Source organism: Pseudomonas sp. CFBP 13711 (genome assembly GCF_014842265.1).
Classification (GTDB): Bacteria; Pseudomonadota; Gammaproteobacteria; order Pseudomonadales; family Pseudomonadaceae; genus Aquipseudomonas.
Genome location: NZ_JACYVI010000003.1, coordinates 79,332 through 96,369, shown reverse-complemented (window position 1 = coordinate 96,369; position 17,038 = coordinate 79,332). Strand labels below are relative to the sequence as shown.

18 protein-coding genes are annotated in these 17,038 nt (G+C 62.3%); 11 read left to right on the top strand and 7 right to left on the bottom strand.

Annotated features, from left to right (window positions below; genetic code table 11):
• Nucleotides 1-56: 56 nt before the first annotated feature.
• The 3 genes from IFT47_RS07550 to IFT47_RS07540 form a co-directional block, all read right to left on the bottom strand.
• Nucleotides 57-491 (bottom strand): GNAT family acetyltransferase, encoded by a 435-nt coding sequence (locus tag IFT47_RS07550; protein WP_192172535.1) that lies wholly within the window; start codon nucleotides 489-491, stop codon nucleotides 57-59.
• Between the two features lie 60 nt (nucleotides 492-551).
• Entirely contained in the window at nucleotides 552-1,181 is a 630-nt protein-coding gene (locus tag IFT47_RS07545; protein ID WP_192172638.1) for a LysE family translocator, read from the bottom strand.
• A 95-nt stretch (nucleotides 1,182-1,276) separates the two neighbouring features.
• The gene (locus tag IFT47_RS07540) at nucleotides 1,277-1,939 is read right to left on the bottom strand and encodes an NADPH-dependent F420 reductase (RefSeq protein ID WP_192172536.1); all 663 of its coding nucleotides are present in this window, start codon (nucleotides 1,937-1,939) and stop codon (nucleotides 1,277-1,279) included.
• Between the two features lie 103 nt (nucleotides 1,940-2,042).
• Between IFT47_RS07540 and IFT47_RS07535 the strand changes: the two genes are divergently transcribed.
• Nucleotides 2,043-2,930 (top strand): LysR family transcriptional regulator, encoded by an 888-nt coding sequence (locus IFT47_RS07535; protein WP_192172537.1) that lies wholly within the window; start codon nucleotides 2,043-2,045, stop codon nucleotides 2,928-2,930.
• A 52-nt stretch (nucleotides 2,931-2,982) separates the two neighbouring features.
• Here IFT47_RS07535 and IFT47_RS07530 read toward each other — a convergent pair whose 3' ends face one another.
• On the bottom strand, nucleotides 2,983-3,432 hold the full coding sequence (locus IFT47_RS07530; protein WP_192172538.1) for a hypothetical protein: 450 nt from the start codon (nucleotides 3,430-3,432) through the stop codon (nucleotides 2,983-2,985).
• A gap of 74 nt (nucleotides 3,433-3,506) precedes the next feature.
• On the opposite strand from IFT47_RS07530, the gene IFT47_RS07525 reads away from it, so the two are divergent.
• Nucleotides 3,507-3,881 carry a MerR family transcriptional regulator gene (locus IFT47_RS07525; protein ID WP_192172539.1) on the top strand — a complete coding sequence of 125 codons (375 nt, stop codon included), beginning with the start codon at nucleotides 3,507-3,509 and terminating at the stop codon, nucleotides 3,879-3,881.
• Nucleotides 3,882-3,925: 44 nt separating this feature from the next.
• Here IFT47_RS07525 and IFT47_RS07520 read toward each other — a convergent pair whose 3' ends face one another.
• Complete coding sequence (locus tag IFT47_RS07520) at nucleotides 3,926-5,104, bottom strand: MFS transporter (protein WP_192172540.1); 1,179 nt, start codon at nucleotides 5,102-5,104, stop codon at nucleotides 3,926-3,928.
• A gap of 102 nt (nucleotides 5,105-5,206) precedes the next feature.
• The gene (locus tag IFT47_RS07515; RefSeq protein ID WP_192172541.1) at nucleotides 5,207-5,764 is read right to left on the bottom strand and encodes a GNAT family N-acetyltransferase; all 558 of its coding nucleotides are present in this window, start codon (nucleotides 5,762-5,764) and stop codon (nucleotides 5,207-5,209) included.
• Nucleotides 5,765-6,031: 267 nt separating this feature from the next.
• Here IFT47_RS07515 and IFT47_RS07510 point away from each other — a divergent pair, with 267 nt between their 5' ends.
• Nucleotides 6,032-6,346, top strand: coding sequence for an RcnB family protein (locus IFT47_RS07510; RefSeq protein ID WP_192172542.1), 315 nt, complete (start codon nucleotides 6,032-6,034; stop codon nucleotides 6,344-6,346).
• Between the two features lie 138 nt (nucleotides 6,347-6,484).
• On the opposite strand, the gene IFT47_RS07505 is transcribed toward IFT47_RS07510, so the two are convergent.
• Nucleotides 6,485-7,000 carry a DinB family protein gene (locus IFT47_RS07505; RefSeq protein ID WP_192172543.1) on the bottom strand — a complete coding sequence of 172 codons (516 nt, stop codon included), beginning with the start codon at nucleotides 6,998-7,000 and terminating at the stop codon, nucleotides 6,485-6,487.
• Nucleotides 7,001-7,242: 242 nt separating this feature from the next.
• Between IFT47_RS07505 and IFT47_RS07500 the strand changes: the two genes are divergently transcribed.
• From IFT47_RS07500 to IFT47_RS07465, 8 genes are all read left to right on the top strand, one after another.
• Nucleotides 7,243-9,825, top strand: coding sequence for a M10 family metallopeptidase C-terminal domain-containing protein (locus tag IFT47_RS07500; RefSeq protein ID WP_192172544.1), 2,583 nt, complete (start codon nucleotides 7,243-7,245; stop codon nucleotides 9,823-9,825).
• A gap of 280 nt (nucleotides 9,826-10,105) precedes the next feature.
• Nucleotides 10,106-11,125 carry a LacI family DNA-binding transcriptional regulator gene (locus IFT47_RS07495; RefSeq protein WP_192172545.1) on the top strand — a complete coding sequence of 340 codons (1,020 nt, stop codon included), beginning with the start codon at nucleotides 10,106-10,108 and terminating at the stop codon, nucleotides 11,123-11,125.
• The gene (locus tag IFT47_RS07490; RefSeq protein WP_192172546.1) at nucleotides 11,109-12,113 is read left to right on the top strand and encodes an ABC transporter substrate-binding protein; all 1,005 of its coding nucleotides are present in this window, start codon (nucleotides 11,109-11,111) and stop codon (nucleotides 12,111-12,113) included. The genes IFT47_RS07495 and IFT47_RS07490 overlap by 17 nt, the downstream gene beginning before the upstream one ends.
• A 48-nt stretch (nucleotides 12,114-12,161) precedes the next feature.
• A complete protein-coding gene (locus IFT47_RS07485; RefSeq protein WP_197983826.1) occupies nucleotides 12,162-12,983 on the top strand; it encodes an ABC transporter permease in 822 nt (273 codons plus the stop codon).
• Nucleotides 12,980-13,774, top strand: a complete 795-nt coding sequence (locus IFT47_RS07480) for an ABC transporter permease (RefSeq protein ID WP_192172548.1) — start codon at nucleotides 12,980-12,982, stop codon at nucleotides 13,772-13,774. The genes IFT47_RS07485 and IFT47_RS07480 overlap by 4 nt, the downstream gene beginning before the upstream one ends.
• On the top strand, nucleotides 13,771-14,802 hold the full coding sequence (locus tag IFT47_RS07475) for an ABC transporter ATP-binding protein (protein WP_192172549.1): 1,032 nt from the start codon (nucleotides 13,771-13,773) through the stop codon (nucleotides 14,800-14,802). The genes IFT47_RS07480 and IFT47_RS07475 overlap by 4 nt, the downstream gene beginning before the upstream one ends.
• Nucleotides 14,803-14,824: 22 nt before the next feature.
• A complete protein-coding gene (locus tag IFT47_RS07470; protein WP_192172550.1) occupies nucleotides 14,825-15,658 on the top strand; it encodes a metallophosphoesterase in 834 nt (277 codons plus the stop codon).
• A 224-nt stretch (nucleotides 15,659-15,882) separates the two neighbouring features.
• Nucleotides 15,883-17,037, top strand: a complete 1,155-nt coding sequence (locus IFT47_RS07465; protein ID WP_192172551.1) for an ATP-binding protein — start codon at nucleotides 15,883-15,885, stop codon at nucleotides 17,035-17,037.
• Nucleotide 17,038 lies beyond the last annotated feature (1 nt).

Genomic DNA, 17,038 nt, shown 5'->3' with positions numbered 1-17,038 from the left:
CTGATCAGGGGCGCAGACAGCGGGGGCAGGGCAAGGAGGCCGCTGCGGCGGACGCATCAATGGGTGATGTTCGATTCGATTTTCTTGCCCATGCTGATGCGCGGTTCGGTTGAGTAACCCATAGACTCATAGAACGCCTGGACGCTTGCATTGGTGCTGACGATCTGCAGGTTGATTTTCATGCACCCCCGCAATGTCAGGGCGTGCTCTGCATGACGAACCAGCTGCATGCCTACGCTTTTTCTGCGATGAGCGGGGTGCACCGCCACTGCATACAGCCATCCACGATGACCGTCGTACCCGGCCAGAACGGTCCCCACCACCTCGGTGTTCGTCAGGGCAACAAAAAAGAGGCCGTCCGATACAGCCAGCTTTTTGTCGATGGCGAGGCCGGGCGTGTTATGGGCGGTTTCGTAGCCGGACACGGTGTCCCAGAGTTCGATCACGGCCTGGCGATGAAGCGTGTCCGAATAGTCGGTGATGACAGCCATGGTGAGGCTCCTTATTCAGCGGAATGGGCGGTGAGATTTTCTGCGCTGGCGATCGCCAGCTTATCTTCCCGGAACCAGTGCCAGCCGACAGGCCAATCCCAGAAAGACCGCACCCAATAGCTGATTAAGGCGCTTGGCAATGCGGGCATTGGTCGCCAGCGTGTGCCCGATTTTACTGGCGAGGAGTATCACTGCGCCGTTCACCAGCAACCCGATGACGTTCAGAACCGTGGCGAATATCAGCATCTGCGCGACCAGCGAAGCTTTCGTCGGATCAACGAACTGCGGAAACAACGCCAACACGAACAGTGCCATTTTTGGGTTGAGCAGATTGGTCACGACTCCCTGCCGAAAGATACCCAGAAGGGGCGTGGCTGCGAGGTCCGCATCTGCACGCAGCGGCGATGGGGCGCTGAACGCTTTCCAGGCGAGAAAAACCAGATAGGCAGCCCCCGCGAACCGCACCGCGTCGTAGGCAGCGGGGACATTGATCAACAATTGCGACAGTCCGAGTGCGGCAGCCAGCGCGTGACAATAGGTGCCCACCTGAATACCCGCCAGTGAAACGAAACCGGATGCTCTGCCCTGACTCATGCTCCGCGATGCAATCAACAGCATGTCCGGGCCCGGTGTCAGCGTAAGCGCCAGGCAGGCGCCAGCAAAAAGCAGCAATACTGAGAGATCGATCATCAAGTTCCTTCCCGAGGCAATACGAACGGCATGTGCAGGCACGCATGTTACCGGAAGGTGGCGCTGGCTGGAGGTCCCTTGCGGGATGACGCCATTCAGTGGCGCCACGAGCCATGGGGCAATTCCACGTGCCTTTCAGCCTTGGCCAGCGCAACTTTCAGCGCCTCCCGGTTCAACGGAATGCAGTACGCCGGTTTGGCCCGTTCAAACCGCCAGCTTTCATCCAGATTGCCGGCGTCGACCGCGTCGAATCCCACCTCGTCCAGCAGCTGTATGGCCAGCGCTTTCGCCGCAGGGTCATCGGCGGCCACCGGCAGTGCGCGCCGGTCGTTCGCCCCACCCGGCCGAGCATCGCGGAGGAGGTCGTCCGCCAGGATCGCATTGAACACCTTGACCACGCTGGCGCCAGGCAAATGCTCGGCGAGCAGCCTGCTGGTGGTGGTCTCACACCTGTCGAGCGCCGGGAACGAGCCGTCCCGTTCGGGGTAGTAATTGTTGGCATCCAGCACCGTTTTACCGGCAAGCCATTTAGCTGAAAGGGTGGGGTAGTGCTTTAAGGGAATGGCGACCAGGACCACATCGCCAAAGGCAGCAGCGTCCTCAATCGTGCCGATCTGGACGCCGGGTATCTGGACGAGCAGGTCGTTCAGGGTCTGTGGGCCACGTGAGTTGCTGAGCATGACTTCATGACCTGCGGCGATGACCCGTTGCGCCACTGCCTGGCCGATAAAGCCTGCCCCGATGATGCCGATGCGCATGTGATGACTCCTGTGGTGGGCTGGAAGCGGTCATGATGATTGCGAACCAGCCGCAGATAAATAATCATCAGGCACTTAGTCTCCCCACCCGGAGTGTTGAATCATGGATCGTCTCAGCAGCATGGAAGCGTTCGTCACGGCGGCGGAATGCGGCTCCTACGCCAAAGCGGCCGAGCGCCTGGGGTTGTCGCCGCAAATGGTCGCCAAGCATGTCGCTGCGATCGAGCATCGACTCGGCGCACGACTGCTGAACCGCACCACGCGGCGCCAGAGCCTGACCGATCTGGGCCAGGCGTATCTGGAACGCTGCAAACACATCCTGAGTGAAGCGAAGGCGGCGGATTCCCTTGGAGAGATGATGAACGACACCCCGCGCGGCAAGCTGAAAATCAGCGCCCCCACTACCTTTGGCTCCTCTCGCCTCATGCCCTTCGTGACGGATTTTCTCCGGCAGCATCCCGAGATTGAAATCGATCTGCAATTGACTGATCGCTTGGTTGATCTGATGGAGGAGGGGGTCGATATCGCGTTCAGGATCGGCCCGCTGGACGTCTCCAGCCTGACCGCCCGGCCGCTGGCGCCTTATCAACTGGTCGCTTGCGCCGCGCCTGGCTACCTGACCGAACGCGGCGTGCCGCAACGTCCCCAGGACCTGAACCAGCATGAGTGCCTGGGGTACGCCTGGTGGTCGCGGCCGACTGACCGCGAGTGGGTTTTCTGCCAAGGGTCAACGGTGGAACGGGTTCAGGTGGCCAGTCGATTGAGGGTCAATGAGGTCCGGGCGCTGCTCTCTGCGGCGCTGGACGGTTTCGGCATTGTGCTCGGACCTTGGGATTTCCTCGAGTCCGCGGTACGCAGCGGCGCGCTGGTGCGAGTGTTGCCCGACTATGAGGCGCCGAGCCGGGCCATGCATATGCTCTACACCGGCAGCCGACAGCGAACGGCCAAGCTGCGCCGATTCATTGATGCGGCGCTGCTGCAGTTCGGTTGAGCGCTACGTGCAGGTCGGCGCCGCGCCTGGTTTGAGGACACAGCTATTGCGTTTACCGCACACCGGACGACGCTGGCGCCTGTTTCTCCCTCTGGCTGCCTTGTCCTGAATGCCGGATCGGCCAGACCTGCGCAACGGCAAACACCCCCTCGAACACCGTAAACCCGAGAATCAGAAAACTCGCACTGTGGGCGACCGCATAAAGCTGCCACGTCGCGAACAGCGTTCGCGCCAGTGCGTCGTATAACCCCACGCGACGGCTCGGTTGCGCCAGGCGCCAAAGCGACCAGACCACCACCACGCTGCCGAGCAAATTGGCGAACAGCATGCCGCTGACGTCCAGCACGGGCACCGGCCGCTCCAGTGCCAAAGCGGCCGACAGCTCGGAAAAGGTGCTGAACACCCACGCGGCGGTCCAGGGCGTCATGAACCCCGTCGTCATTATCAAATCGTAAAAGGCGCTGCTTCTGACGATGCGTTTGTTGGTCTTTGCGCTGATCATGATCTTCCCTCACAGTTGAGCCCGCAGGCTAAAGCCTGGTCCTGGGTCCAGAGTCAACGTGAGCATTGAGAGTCATGAAAATAGGCGAAGTGGCAGTGCGTGCGGGGGTGTCCGTGGACGCCTTGCGTTTTTACGAAGAGAAAGGCTTGATCAAACCGCAGCGCAGTGCCAACGGCTATCGGCACTACCCGGACGAGACCCTGCAGCTGGTGGGGTATATCAAGCTGGCGCAACAGCTGGGGTTTTCGCTGAAGGAGATTGGCGAAAACCTGCCGTTGCTGTGGAGCAGCGAGCAGGTCTCCAGCGACGTGCTGAGAGGATTATTCGCCAAGAAAATCGCGATGCTGGACGAGCGCATCGCGCAGATGCACGCGCTGCGCAGTCTGTTGGCCGAGCGGGCGGGACAGGTCTGTCCGTTGTTGGGCACTGGCGCCGCTGACGTGCCCTGAAGGACACGTCACCTCGCAATACCCGGACGTCAGTTACAACGCCTTCAGTCGCACAACGCCTGGCTGCGACGCATCGCAATCGGCCGCACCAGACTCAGCAATCCTGCCAGGGCCATGGCCGCACCGACCCACAGCGGCGAACGCAGACCCAGGCCTGCATCGATCGTCACACCGCCCGCCCAACTGCCGAATGCCAGCCCGGCGGTGATGACCGAGGTGTGCATGATGTTCACCAGCGCGCCGGGCTCGGCCGCTTTCATAACCCGCGCGACCATCGCCGGATTCAGCGCCACACCGGTCAGCCCGAGGGCGAGGAAGCACATCAGGTTCAGCCACAGATGATCCCCGGCCAGGGCGAAGCCCGACAATGCCAGCACCATGATCGCCAGACCCCAGCCGACGATCGCCATCATGTAGCGATCCGCCAGTCGGCCCACCACCCAGTTGCCCAGCACGTTCGCGACGCCATACAGCGCCAGCAGCGGGGCGACGAATTTTGGCGCGACCCCGACTTCTTGAATCAGGATGGGCGTGCAGTAGCTGAACGCGGCAAAGGTGGCGCCGATGATCAAGCCGCTGGTGAGGTACGCCGCCCAGAGGGGCGCATTCTTCATGTCCGCGACTTGTTGGCGCAGCGGCGGTTCGCTGCCATTGGCGCCTGCCGGCAGGCGCTTGCTCGCCAGCACCGTGCAGAGCATCGCCAGCACTACTACAAGCCAGGCGCTCGCACGCCAGCCGAAGTGTTGCTCGACCCACGTGGTCAGCGGCACGCCGACGACAGGGGACAGCATCAGCCCGGCGAGGACCACCGAAACCGCTCGACCGCGTCGTTCCGGGGTGACGAGGCCTGCGCACACCGTCATGCACAAACCGATGCAGACGGCACTGGAAATGCCCATGACCACGCGTGCAGCGGCGAGCACCAGATAACTTTGCGCGGCCGCTGCGACTGCGCCGGCGACCACATAGCAGACGAGCAGCGCGATCAAAGAGCGTTTGTTGCTGACGCCTTTGGACAGCAGCAACACGGTCACAAGGGGGCCGCCGATGGCCATGCCTAAAGCGTAAAAGGCGATCAGGTTGCCGACTTGGGCGAGGCTGACCGAGAACGCATCGGCCAGCGCGGGCATCATGCCGGCGACCATGAATTCGGCCGTCACCAGCGAGAATATCGTCAGGCCCAGAAGGTAGACGGTGGAGGGGAGCTTGCTGCGGCTGGACATGGGGTTCCTGAGGGGTAAAGAAGGCCGGCTACCCTAGGGATTGAGGCGGGGCAGGTCAACAGGCAATCAGCTAACTGCCCCGGGAAACCAGTGCCTGCTGCATCATTTCGAAGTCGGCGGCTGCCTGGCCAACCATTCGTCGCGCGTCAACTCCCAGAGCTCTTGAACCATGGGACCTGAGACAAAGTGGCCGTCCCGGCGCTCGATCATGCGCATGCCCTCGCGTTCGGAGATCTTCCTCGATGCCTCGTTGCCCGCCGCTTTGGGCACCTGCATCACCGGGCGCTGCAGGGTTTCGAACCAGAAAGCGTTGATCACTTCGCACGCCTCCCGCATATACCCCTGACCTCGCCATTGCGGCGCCAGCCAGAAACCCCGGTGGTTCTCGGGCTGATCGTGCAGGCTGATGCAGCCGATCATCCGCGCCGGCTCGGACGTCAGGCGTATCGTCCAGTGCCATTCGCGCCCCTCTGCCATGGCAGGAAGCGCGACGTCGCGGAGGTAGGTCAGTGCGCCGTCGTCGGGATAGGGCCATGGCACATGGCTGTCCAGATATTGGACCACGTCCCACCGGGGAAACAGCTGTTGAATCACGGGTGCATCGGTTAACCGCAGCGGGGCGAGTGTCAGTCGGGGAGTCTGGAGCGTGGGGCTTTCCATGCGGTTTTTTCCATGCAAGCAGTGCGGCGACATTGATGCCATATACAGTGGACAGAGAACAAGTGTCTCGAGACTGGCTGTAGGACTTTGTTGATCTTCGGCTTCTGGTATCTGCTGTTGCCCCACTGGCAACCACTGCGAAAGTCAATGCGAGCGTATGGCACGCGATCAGATCGAACTCCTGGGAATCAGTCCCGGTCAGAGCATGACGGATGCACCGTCACCCCTTATTCAATCAGCGGCACTCGTTTGCCAAAGGATCTGATCATGCTCGGAAAGAAATTCCTCCCTCATCTGCTGTTCACCGCAGTATGCGCAGTCAGCAGCTTCTCCTACGCTGCCGAACAGCCAAGCGTGACGATGGATCGCCCGGGCGCAGGGGTTAAGGAAATGAAGGAAGGCGACAACGTCCCTGATCAATACCAACGTCCCAGCCTGGCGCTTAAAGACTGGAAAGCACGTCACCTGAGCGCGCCGGACAAAAATCAACAGTGGGTGGAGATCAAGGACCAGTACCTGTTGGTTGATATTCCGACGGGCACGATCAAACAGATGGTGTCCAAGGGTAAGGCGCATAAATAACGCCGTTAGCCGAGACCTCATTCCTCAGCCAGCGATGATGGCGTGACGTCTGACGCCTTCCCGGCTAAAGCCGGTCCTACATTCGGGTACGTAGCCAATCCCACTGGATGCACGCGGTGCTTTTTAGTGGGACCGGCTTTAGCCGGGAAGAAGCTCATCCGATGCCCTCAATGGTAAATCTCCATCAAGATAAAATTCATCCAGTTGAGGCGGTGGTATGCGGGTACCGGACAGCATGGCGTGAACCTGTCCACGGTGGTGAATCTGGTGCTGGAACAGATGTAGCAACAGGCAATCCACCCGTTCCGGAATAATGCCCGTCGCCCGTACTACACCCGCTCGTCGACCAAGCGAGTGCTCATCCAGACCTTCGCAATAGGTAACAAGTCGGCCGTCTGCCTCGGTTTGGAGCCGGACGATTTCCTGCAGCGAGAGATGCTCGGGCAGCTCCTTTCGTTGACCTTCGAGATCAAACGTCAGCGCGGCCAGGTAGAATTGATCGACATCCAGTATGTGCCGCAGCGTCAGCTCAATTGAGGGAAAAAAACCTGTTCGCGGCGCCAGGTATTCTTCATTGCTCAACCCCAGGCATGCCGAGAGCAGGCGCCGGTTCGACCATCGATTATTGTGTGCCTGCGCCAGATAGCTGTTCATCGGTAGGCCTTGGGTGGATAGCTGGAATGAATGTAATGAATTCAGGGATGTCCCGTCACCCGGCGTTTCACTCCCGCGACTGGATGGCGCACCGAAAAGTGCCACGCAAACCCATACAGCCCATCCGACGAAAGCCTTCGAACCGGCACTAACAATCCGGAACTCTACCGGTCCAACCTGTTCCCCGAGCCGGTTGCGACAACCGGTTCACAGGTCGTCAGTATTCCAGGCAGGAGCAGCGCATGAGCATCACCCCCACTTTCGATATCCGCAATTACGGCGCCAAGGGCGACTCCGTCACTGACGATACCGTCGCCATCCAGAAGGCAATTGATGCCGCAAGCGCTGCGGGTGGGGGCAAGGTTTACATCCCTGGCGGCACCTGGCTTGTGTCGGACGGCGACGGTTCGGGCAACGCTCTTGCGCTGAAAAGCAACGTCACCCTCACCGGGGAGGGCGCGGGTGACAGCGTGCTCAAGCTGGCCGATGGCGCCGGATCAAATACCCACTCGCTGTTGGGCGTGGTAGCAGGCAGCACCGTGCGAGACGCGACCGTCAGCAATCTCTCGCTGGATGGCAATCAGGTCAGCGGCAGCGGGCAGGTCAGTGGCTGGTCTCAGTCGGGGGCGAACAGTACCAATCTGTTGATCGATGGCGTCACCGCCACACACTTCAGCGGTAGCGGTTTTGACCTGACCGGCGCGTCGGTGCATCTGACGGTGCGCGCCAGCACGGCCACAGACAACGCTTCCGATGGCTTCGTCCTGGGCGGGTCGCTGCCGGCGCTGACCTTTCAGGACAACCGCGCGCTGGACAACGGCGGCAATGGCATCAATGTCGGGCTTGGCAGCGTGGCGATGTCGCTCACCGACAACCAGGCTTCCGGCAATGCTGGCGACGGCATTCACGTCCATGAAGAAAGCGGCGTCGACACCGGCTTTTTCAGCGTCATCGGCGGCGACGTCTATGGGAACGGCGGCGACGGCGTGCACATGCGCGGCATCGAATACGGCGGCGTGTATCGCCTCGACATCCATGACAACGGCGGGTCGGGCGTCAATCTGCAAGGCACGACCCACATCGAAGTGTCCGACAACGTCATCCACGCCAACGCGCAGAGCAACGACGTGCCGGAAGTGGCGATCCGCAACCTGGGCAGCGAGAACGGCACGCAGAATTTCGTCTACGACAACCTGATCACCGGCAGCGCCGGATCGACCTGGGGCGTGGCCGAGGTGCCGTCGGACGTGGCGAGCGTCGAAGGCAGCGTGATCTTCGGCAACGTCATCAACGGCACTCATTCGGGCGACATCAGCGCGGCGGGCAACAACACCCAGGTCTACAACAACAGCGATGTGCTGATCGTGCGCGGCAGTGCGGGCGCCGACACGTTGATCGGCAGCCGTTCGGACGAATTCATCAGTGGCGGAGCAGGGCGCGATCGCATCGACGGCGGCGCCGGTGACGACGTCATCCATGGCGGTGCAGGGGCGGACCGCCTCAGCGGTGGCACCGGCAGCGACGTGTTTCGTTTCACCTCGGTCAGCGACAGCTATCGCACGGCCACCACGTCCTTCACCGATCGCATTACCGATTTCAACGACAGCAGCGACCGTCTCGACCTGACCCTGCTGGGACTGTCCGGGCTGGGCAATGGCCACAACGGCACGTTGAAGGCGTCCTACAACGCTGGCACCGACATTACCTACCTGTCGAGCCTGGACGCCGATGCCGCCGGCAACCGCTTTCAGCTGGCACTCGATGGCAACCACCTGAGCACGCTGAGCGCGACGAACTTCTTCTCGTCGATTACCGGCACGGCCAGTGACGACAAGCTGTTTGGTACCGCTGCCGATGACGTGCTGATCGGCGGCGCAGGGCGAGACACGTTGTCGGGCGACGGCGGCGCAGATCGGTTGCTCGGCGGCAGCGGCGGCGACACCCTGACGGGCGGGGCAGGCGCGGACACCTTCGTGTACACCAGCGTCAGCGACAGCCTGCGCAACGATGCCAGCGGCAGCTACGCGCAACGCGACCTGATCACCGATTTCAACAGCAACGGCCATGATCGCCTCGACCTTACTGCCCTGGATTTCAAGGGCCTGGGCAATGGCTATGACGGCACGCTCAAAGTCGTGTTGAACCTGGCCGGCGACCAGACGGCGCTTAAGTCGCTGGAGCCGGACGCCGACGGCAACCGCTTCGAAATCCTGCTTAACGGCAACCACCTCTATGACCTGACCGCGAGCAATGTGCTGTTCGCCAACCCCGATGACACGCGCACCGATTCGTCTCAGCCGCTGACCTCGGTGAACGCCACCGGCACGGCAGGCGCCGACACGCTGTATGGCGACTGGGGTAATGACACCCTGTTTGGCCTGGCGGGCAACGACGTGCTGGCGGGCAGCGTCGGCGATGATTTGCTGGTTGGCGGTGCTGGCAGCGACAAGCTCACCGGCGGATCGGGCGAGGACACCTTCCGCTTCGATCACATCAGCGACAGCTACGTCGGCGCGGCGGATCTCATCACCGACTTCACCACCGGCCACGACACGCTGGATGTTTCAGCGCTGGGCTTCACCGGATTGGGCGACGGCCGCGACGGCACCTTGCAGGTCAGCTACAACGCCAGCAGCGACCGCACCTACGTGCGCAGCAACGAGGCGGACAGCACAGGTCAGAAATTCCAGGTCACCCTGGCGGGGGACTACAGCCATAGCCTGAAGGCCGAGGATTTCGCTTTTAGCCCGGCAGCGAACGCGACCGAGATCAAGGCCGTGGGCGTGCAGGCAGCGATGGACCATGTGGTTTTGTCCGACGCCTGATCACCTTCAACGCATGCGGTCTCTGAGGCTGCACGCGATCTCAGTGTAGGACCGGCTTCAGCCGGGAAGAGGGCAGCCCGCACACCCTAAGATGTGCGGTGTGACACCTGACGCCTTCCCGGCTAAAGCCGGTCCTACAGTGGGTTGAGCCAGTCCGACTTCCGCCTGGCAGTCAGCCCTGCCTCACCCAATGACTCCAATCTGTCACATCCTCGCCCCTGAATTGCCACATTGACGCCGTAATGTCCTCGCCAATGAGATCGATCTCAAGCGAGTGAACATGAGTGACCTGAAAGAAGTCGCACGGGTGGCAGGGGTTTCCAGAGCGACCGCCGCCCGCTGTTTCGCCTCTCCCGAAGTAGTGCGTCCGACGACCCGTGACCAGGTGTTCGCCGCCGCGCGGGAACTGGGTTTTCGCCCCAACCTGCTGGGCCGCCAGTTGCGCCTGCAGACCACCCGGCTCATCGGTGTGGTCGTACCGAGCCTGCTCAACCCGGTGTTCGCCGAACAGTTTCAAGCCATGGAGCGCGCCGCGCGGTTGCGGGGCTACAACCTGTTGCTGGCGACCACCGATTACAGCGCCGAGCGGGAAAGTGCGGTGGTTGAAGAGCTGCTGCGCCAACGGGTCGATGGACTTGTCCTCACTGTGACCGACGCCCACAGCAATCGCGTGCTGCAAAGCCTCAGCACCGAAGACACGCCCTTTGTCCTCGCCTATCACCAGCCCGGCAGCACCGAATACAGCGCCGTGTCGGTGGACAACCGCGCCGGCATGGCCCTCGCCACACGCTATCTGCTGGACGCCGGTCATCGACGCATCGGTATGGTCGCCGGGCCGACGTTGCAGTCCGACCGCGCGCGGCAGCGTTACGCGGGCTACTGCGACGCCATGGCTGAACACCGCTTGAACGCCATGCCCATCATCGAAATGCCCAGCCACACCCAGGCCGATTTCACCGCGCTCGCGCCGTTGCTACGCGGCCCTAACGCGCCCACCGCGCTGGTCTGCTCCAACGATTTGCTGGCAATCAGCCTGATCGCCGAACTGCGTCGCCACGGATGGGCGGTGCCGCAGCAGCTGTCGATCATCGGTTTCGACGGCATCGACATCGGCACCCAGATGCACCCGACCCTCTGCAGCGTGGTTCAGCCGATTGCCGCCCTGGCCACCACCGTCATCGATCAATTGCTGGCGCAAATCGCCGGCGCCGCACCGACTTCACACCGCCTGCCGTGCCACATCCGGCCGGGCGAAAGTACTCAGCCCTACGAGGAGACGCTCCATGATCCGCTTCCGTAAAACCCTGGCGGCCCTGCTGCTGTGTGGCGTGGCCAGCCTGACCCAGGCCGCCGAAACCGCGATTTGCTACAACTGCCCGCCGGAATGGGCGGACTGGAGCACCCAGCTCAAGGCCATCGCCGACAGCACCGGCGTGCAAGTGCCGCTGGACAACAAGAACTCCGGCCAGTCCCTGGCGCAACTGGTGGCCGAAAAAGCCGCCCCGGTGGCGGACGTGGTGTATTACGGCGTGACCTTCGGCTTGCAGGCGCAGAAGGCTGGCGTGGTCGGCACCTACAAACCCGAAGGCTGGGAGCAAATTCCCGCAGGCCTGAAAGACCCGGAAGGCCACTGGTTCGCGATCCACTCCGGCACCCTCGGCATCATGGTCAACGTCGATGCACTGGGCGGCCTGCCGGTCCCGCAAAGCTGGGCTGATCTGCTCAAGCCGGAATACAAAGGCATGGTCGGTTACCTCGATCCGTCCAGCGCGTTCGTCGGCTACGTCTCTGCCGTGGCGATCAACCAGGCCATGGGCGGCACCCTGGACAACTTCGCGCCGGCCATCGACTACTTCCAGAAACTGGCGAAGAACGCGCCGATCGTGCCCAAGCAGACGGCCTATGCGCGGGTGCTGTCCGGCGAATTGCCGATCCTCGTGGACTACGATTTCAACGCCTACCGCGCCCGCTACAAGGACAAGGCCAACGTCGCTTTCGTCATCCCGAAGGAGGGCAGCATCAGCGTCCCTTACGTGATGAGCCTGGTCGCCAACGCGCCCCATCAAGCCAACGCCGAGAAGGTGCTGGATTTCGTGCTCTCCGAGCAGGGCCAGGCGCTGTGGGCCAAGGCGTATCTGCGTCCGGTTCGCACGATGAAGATGCCGGCCGACGTCGCCGCGCAGTTTTTGCCGGACAGCGATTACGCCCGCGCCGGTGTGGTGGATTACCAGCACATGGCCGACGTGCAGGAAGCCTTCGCCGCGCGTTACCTGAGCGAGGTCAAGTAAGTGAGCAGCACGGTGTTGAAGGCGCAGAACGTGGCCGCGCGTAGGTTGTTGAAATGGCGTCTGCGCCCAACAGCCGCGTGGGCCCTGGCACCCGCGGCGGCAGTATTGGCGGCGTTCTGGCTATTGCCATTGGCGCACCTGATCGTGCTCGGCGGACAGCAGCGGGATGGCGCCGGCAGCGGATATTGGCAAGTGCTCAGCAGCCCGCAGTATCTGGGCAGCCTGGCGCAAACCTGTGTGCTCGCCGTCGTGGTGACGCTGGCGGCGCTGCTGGTCGGCGGCATCACCGGCGTGTTCCTCGCCCGTCAGCGCTTTTTCGGACGCGCCACTCTGGTGGCGCTGCTGACCTTTCCCTTGGCGTTTCCTGGCGTGGTGGTGGGTTTTCTGGTGATTTTGCTGGCAGGGCGGCAGGGTCTGTTTGCCATGCTCGGCCTGAAACTGGCCGGTGAGCGCTGGGTGTTCGCCTATTCCCTGGCGGGCCTGTTCCTCGGCTATCTGTATTTTTCGATTCCGCGGGTGATTCTTACGATCATGGCCGCCTGCGAAAGCCTCGACCGCAGCCTGGAAGAAGCCGCCCATTCCCTCGGCGCCGGGCACTGGCGGGTGGTGTATGACGTGATCATTCCCGGGCTGGCGCCAGCGCTGGTGTCCTGCGGGGCGATCTGTTTTGCCACCTCCATGGGCGCGTTCGGCACAGCCTTCACCTTGGGGACTCAACTGAATGTCACCCCCGTGGCGATCTACAACGTGTTCACCAATTACGCCAACTTCACCGTCGCTGCAGCGCTGTCAGTGGTGCTCGGCGCGCTGACCTGGGCGGTGTTGCAGCTCGCGCGGCGCATGGTCAAGCAATCGAGGACCGTCCTGTGAAGCGTTCTTCGCTGTTCATCGCGCAACTGCTGTTCACGCTCCTGGTCTGCGCCTTCATGCTGGTCCCGGTGCTGATGTCGCTGCTGGCCGGGCTGACGCGCAATTACTTTCAGGGCGTGTCCAGCGGACTGACCTTCGACTGGATTGCTCAAGTCTGGCAGGCCTATTCGCCGACCGTCTGGCTGTCCCTGCAACTGGCCTTGGCCTGCGCGGTGTGCGTCTGCGTGATTGGCGTGCCGGCCGCGTATGCGCTGGTGCGGATGAACAATCGCTTCAGTCGCGCCTTCGAAGAATTAATGGTCTTGCCCGTGGCCATGCCCGGCCTCGCCAGCGCCCTGGCCCTGCTGCTGACTTATGGCCAGTTCGGCAGTTTCCGCAGCAGCTGGCTGTTCATCCTCGTCGGCCACGTGCTGTTCACCCTGCCGTTTCTGGTGCGGCCGGTGATGGCAGTGATGCAGCGTCAACACCTGCCGACGCTGGAGGAGGCCGCCGCCAGTCTTGGTGCCGGGCCGTTGCGACGGTTTTTCAGCGTCGTGGTGCCCAACTGCCGGGCGGGGATTCTCGCCGGCGTGCTGATGGTGGTCACGCTGTCCCTGGGCGAATTCAACCTGACGTGGATGCTGCACACGCCCATGACCAAAACCCTGCCGGTCGGTTTGGCGGACAGTTACGCCTCGGCGCGGCTGGAGGTCGCCAGTGCCTACACCCTGATATTTCTGTTGATGATCGTGCCGCTGCTGGTTGCGTTGCAGGCCATCAGCGCGCGCCTTTCCCGTGGAGAGCAAAGATGACTGGAACCACGCTGCGGCTGATCGGCTGCCGCAAGGCTTTCGCCGACGGCACTGTCGCCGTTCACGACCTCAACCTGACCATCGAGGCGGGGGAGACCCTGGCGATCCTCGGCCCGTCCGGTTGCGGTAAGACCACCACGCTGCGGATGATCGCCGGGCTGGAACGGCCGGACGTCGGCCAGGTGTTCTTCGGCGATCAGGACGTCACCCGTCTGCCCATCGAGCGCCGCGACGTCGGCATGGTTTTTCAGAACTACGCGCTGTTTCCCAACCTCTCGGTGGAAGGCAACATCGTGTATGGCCTGAAGGTGCGCGGCATGGCCGTCGCCGAGCGCAACAAGCGCTGCGCCGAACTGCTGGAACTGGTTGGCCTGCAGGAACACGCCAAGCGCGGTATTCACGAGTTGTCGGGCGGGCAGCGGCAGCGGGTGGCACTGGCCCGCGCCCTGGCGCCACGGCCGAAAGTCCTGCTGCTCGACGAACCCCTTGCCGCACTGGACGCGCAGCTGCGTGAACGCCTGCGCAGCGAACTCGATCAGCTGCTGCGCGGACTGGGCATTACCTCGGTGTTCGTCACCCACGATCAGGGCGAAGCCATGGCCCTGGGCGACCGGATCCTGGTCATGCAGCAAGGGCGCATCGCCCAGCTTGGCACCCCGCGGGAAATCTATCAGCAGCCGGCCAACCCGTTCGTGGCCGGTTTCGTCGGCAATCTCAACGCCTTCTCGGTGGCAGGCCGCTCCGTCAACGGCCTGAAAGTCAGCGGCGGCGAACTGCCGTGGAGTGGGGCGGGTGAGCCGTCCACCGTCTATTGCCGGCCCGAGCACCTGCGGGTGGTGAAGCGCGAAGGGCACCTGCACGGGCGTTTGCTCGGTCAGTTCTTTCAAGGCGCCCAGAGCCGTTTGCTGATTGAAGTCGGCGCGGCGCAACCCTTGCTGGTCGACAGCGCCGACAACGTCATTCATGCCCCGGGTGATCTGATCGCCTTGGCCGTCGAGCCGCAGGCGTTGTTCGCCCTGCACCCCTAATCATTGTGTAAGTGAGTTGAATGTGAGCGTCCCGTTTCTCATCGCGCAGATCAGCGATCTGCACCTCAAAGCCGGCAACAAGCTGACCTATGGCGTGGTCGACACCCTCGGCGCGTTACGTCGCGCGGTCGACCATCTGAACGCCAGCACGCCGCGCCCGGACATCGTGGTGATCAGCGGCGACCTGGTGGATTTCGGTCGGTCGGATGAATACGCCGTCCTGCACCCCGAGCTGGCGCGCTTGGTCATGCCGTACTACCTGGTGCCTGGTAATCATGACGTTCGCGAGCACCTGCTGGCTGAATTCGCCGATCACGTTTACCTGCCGCTTTGTCCCAAGTCACCCCTGGATTGGGTCGTCGAAGAGCACCCGGTGCGCCTGATCGGACTGGATTCGACCATTCCTGGCGCCCACGGCGGGCAAGTGCTGGACAGCCAGATGGCCTGGCTCGATGAAGTGCTTGGCCGGCGCCCGGAGGTGCCGACCTTGCTGATCATGCACCACCCGCCGTTTATCACCGGGATCGGCCACATGGACCGCGAGGCGTTCATCAACGGCGCGGCGCTGGAGCAAGTGGTCGCCCGTCACCCGCAAGTCGAACGTGTTTTGTGCGGCCATCTGCATCGGCCGATGCAACGGCGCTTTGCCGGCAGCATCAGCTGCACCTGCCCGGGCACCTCGCACCAGATCGTGCTCGACCTGCGCGAAGATGCCCCGGCGCATTTCAACCTTGAGCCGGCGGGCTATCTGCTGCATCGCTGGGATGCGGAACAGGGCCTGGTCACCCACAACGGCATGTTCGGTGATTACCCGGGGCCGTATCCGTTTTATGACGCGCAGGGGCTGATCGACTAGCTCGCACCATCCCGGAGGTTGTCCTATCGTCTTGGCCCGGCGGGGCCTGGAGGGTTGCGGGCCTGTGGGTGCCGCTGCATCGCTAAAATGACATCATCTATAATCAGTCTATAGTCGCTCTATAGTGATTCTATAATCCGCTATAAACGTAAAGTTTCACCCTTTCTATAATTGGTCTATAGTCGCTCTATAATTGCCTATAGAGCTGTGCTTGAGGTCTACAGATGCCCGAAATCTTCTACCACCGCCCCGAGTTGGCCGCCCGGCTTTCGAAGCTGATCATTCAGGTATCTGTGGGCAGCTCGGCCAGTTCAGGCGTCTTCCTGGCAGCGCCACGGCGCACCGGCAAATCCACCTTCGCCCGCGAAGACCTGCGTCCTGCGCTGGAGAAAGCGGGGGCGATTGTGCTGTATGCCGACCTCTGGCAAGACCTGACCAAAGACCCCGGCCTCGTCATCGTGGAAGCCGTCCGCGAAGCGGTTGGCCGAAACGATGGCTTCATCACACGGCTGGCCAAGGCTTCCGGGATAGACAAGGTCGCTGTAGGCGGCTTGAATTTCAGTCTGGATAAAATCGGCCTCGGCAAGGACATCGACCTCACCACGGCGCTGGTGGCGCTCTCCGACGAATCGCAGAAGCTCATCGTTCTGATGATCGATGAAGCGCAGCACGCGATTACCACCGAGGCGGGTGTGGCGGCGCTGTTCGCGCTCAAGGCGGCGAGGGACGAACTCAACAGCTCCCGGCACCACGGCCTGCGCATCGTTTGCACCGGCTCGAACCGGGACAAGCTGGCCATGCTGCGCAACAGCAAGGACCAGGCGTTCTTTGGGGCATCAATGGTGCCGTTCCCTACGCTCGATCAGAACTACATCGACTGGCTGTGCGCCAACATCGATCTGCCATCCCCGCTCGATCCGGCAGAAGTGTTCCAGCTGTTCAAAGAAAGCGGCTATCGTCCCGAATTGCTTGGCGCAGCGGCTGATGCCATTCGCTTCGATTTTTTCATCGACCCTGAAAAAGTACGTGAGCGGTTTGCCGAGCTTGTTCGGGCACAGGCGGATGAATTGAATGCGAACCTCAAGAAGGTGATCCACAGCCTTACTCCGATCCAGTCGGCCGTGATTCGCGTCATGGGCAGCATGGGCGACAACTTCGCCCCGTTCGAGGCGCCCACCATGGCGTTGTACGCCACAGCGATGAAGCAGGCGGGCATACCGGAAAGCGACATCAAGGTTGAGGTCCCGGGCGTGCAACAAGCGCTCATCGCGTTGCAGGAAAAGAATCTGGTCTGGAAGGCTTCGCGGGGTGTGTATGCGGTGGATGAGCACGTGATCGTTGATCTGCTTCGTGCCGACGGGCTGCTGGAAGGCTTGTAGC

Bases quoted from the DNA above. Each gene is read 5' to 3' on its own strand.
- IFT47_RS07550 (WP_192172535.1), bottom strand. From the start codon at position 491: ATGGCTGTCATCACCGACTATTCGGACACGCTTCATCGCCAGGCCGTG.
- IFT47_RS07545 (WP_192172638.1), bottom strand. From the start codon at position 1,181: ATGATCGATCTCTCAGTATTGCTGCTTTTTGCTGGCGCCTGCCTGGCG.
- IFT47_RS07540 (WP_192172536.1), bottom strand. From the start codon at position 1,939: ATGCGCATCGGCATCATCGGGGCAGGCTTTATCGGCCAGGCAGTGGCG.
- IFT47_RS07535 (WP_192172537.1), top strand. From the start codon at position 2,043: ATGGATCGTCTCAGCAGCATGGAAGCGTTCGTCACGGCGGCGGAATGC.
- IFT47_RS07530 (WP_192172538.1), bottom strand. From the start codon at position 3,432: ATGATCAGCGCAAAGACCAACAAACGCATCGTCAGAAGCAGCGCCTTT.
- IFT47_RS07525 (WP_192172539.1), top strand. From the start codon at position 3,507: ATGAAAATAGGCGAAGTGGCAGTGCGTGCGGGGGTGTCCGTGGACGCC.
- IFT47_RS07520 (WP_192172540.1), bottom strand. From the start codon at position 5,104: ATGTCCAGCCGCAGCAAGCTCCCCTCCACCGTCTACCTTCTGGGCCTG.
- IFT47_RS07515 (WP_192172541.1), bottom strand. From the start codon at position 5,764: ATGGAAAGCCCCACGCTCCAGACTCCCCGACTGACACTCGCCCCGCTG.
- IFT47_RS07510 (WP_192172542.1), top strand. From the start codon at position 6,032: ATGCTCGGAAAGAAATTCCTCCCTCATCTGCTGTTCACCGCAGTATGC.
- IFT47_RS07505 (WP_192172543.1), bottom strand. From the start codon at position 7,000: ATGAACAGCTATCTGGCGCAGGCACACAATAATCGATGGTCGAACCGG.
- IFT47_RS07500 (WP_192172544.1), top strand. From the start codon at position 7,243: ATGAGCATCACCCCCACTTTCGATATCCGCAATTACGGCGCCAAGGGC.
- IFT47_RS07495 (WP_192172545.1), top strand. From the start codon at position 10,106: ATGAGTGACCTGAAAGAAGTCGCACGGGTGGCAGGGGTTTCCAGAGCG.
- IFT47_RS07490 (WP_192172546.1), top strand. From the start codon at position 11,109: ATGATCCGCTTCCGTAAAACCCTGGCGGCCCTGCTGCTGTGTGGCGTG.
- IFT47_RS07475 (WP_192172549.1), top strand. From the start codon at position 13,771: ATGACTGGAACCACGCTGCGGCTGATCGGCTGCCGCAAGGCTTTCGCC.
- IFT47_RS07465 (WP_192172551.1), top strand. From the start codon at position 15,883: ATGCCCGAAATCTTCTACCACCGCCCCGAGTTGGCCGCCCGGCTTTCG.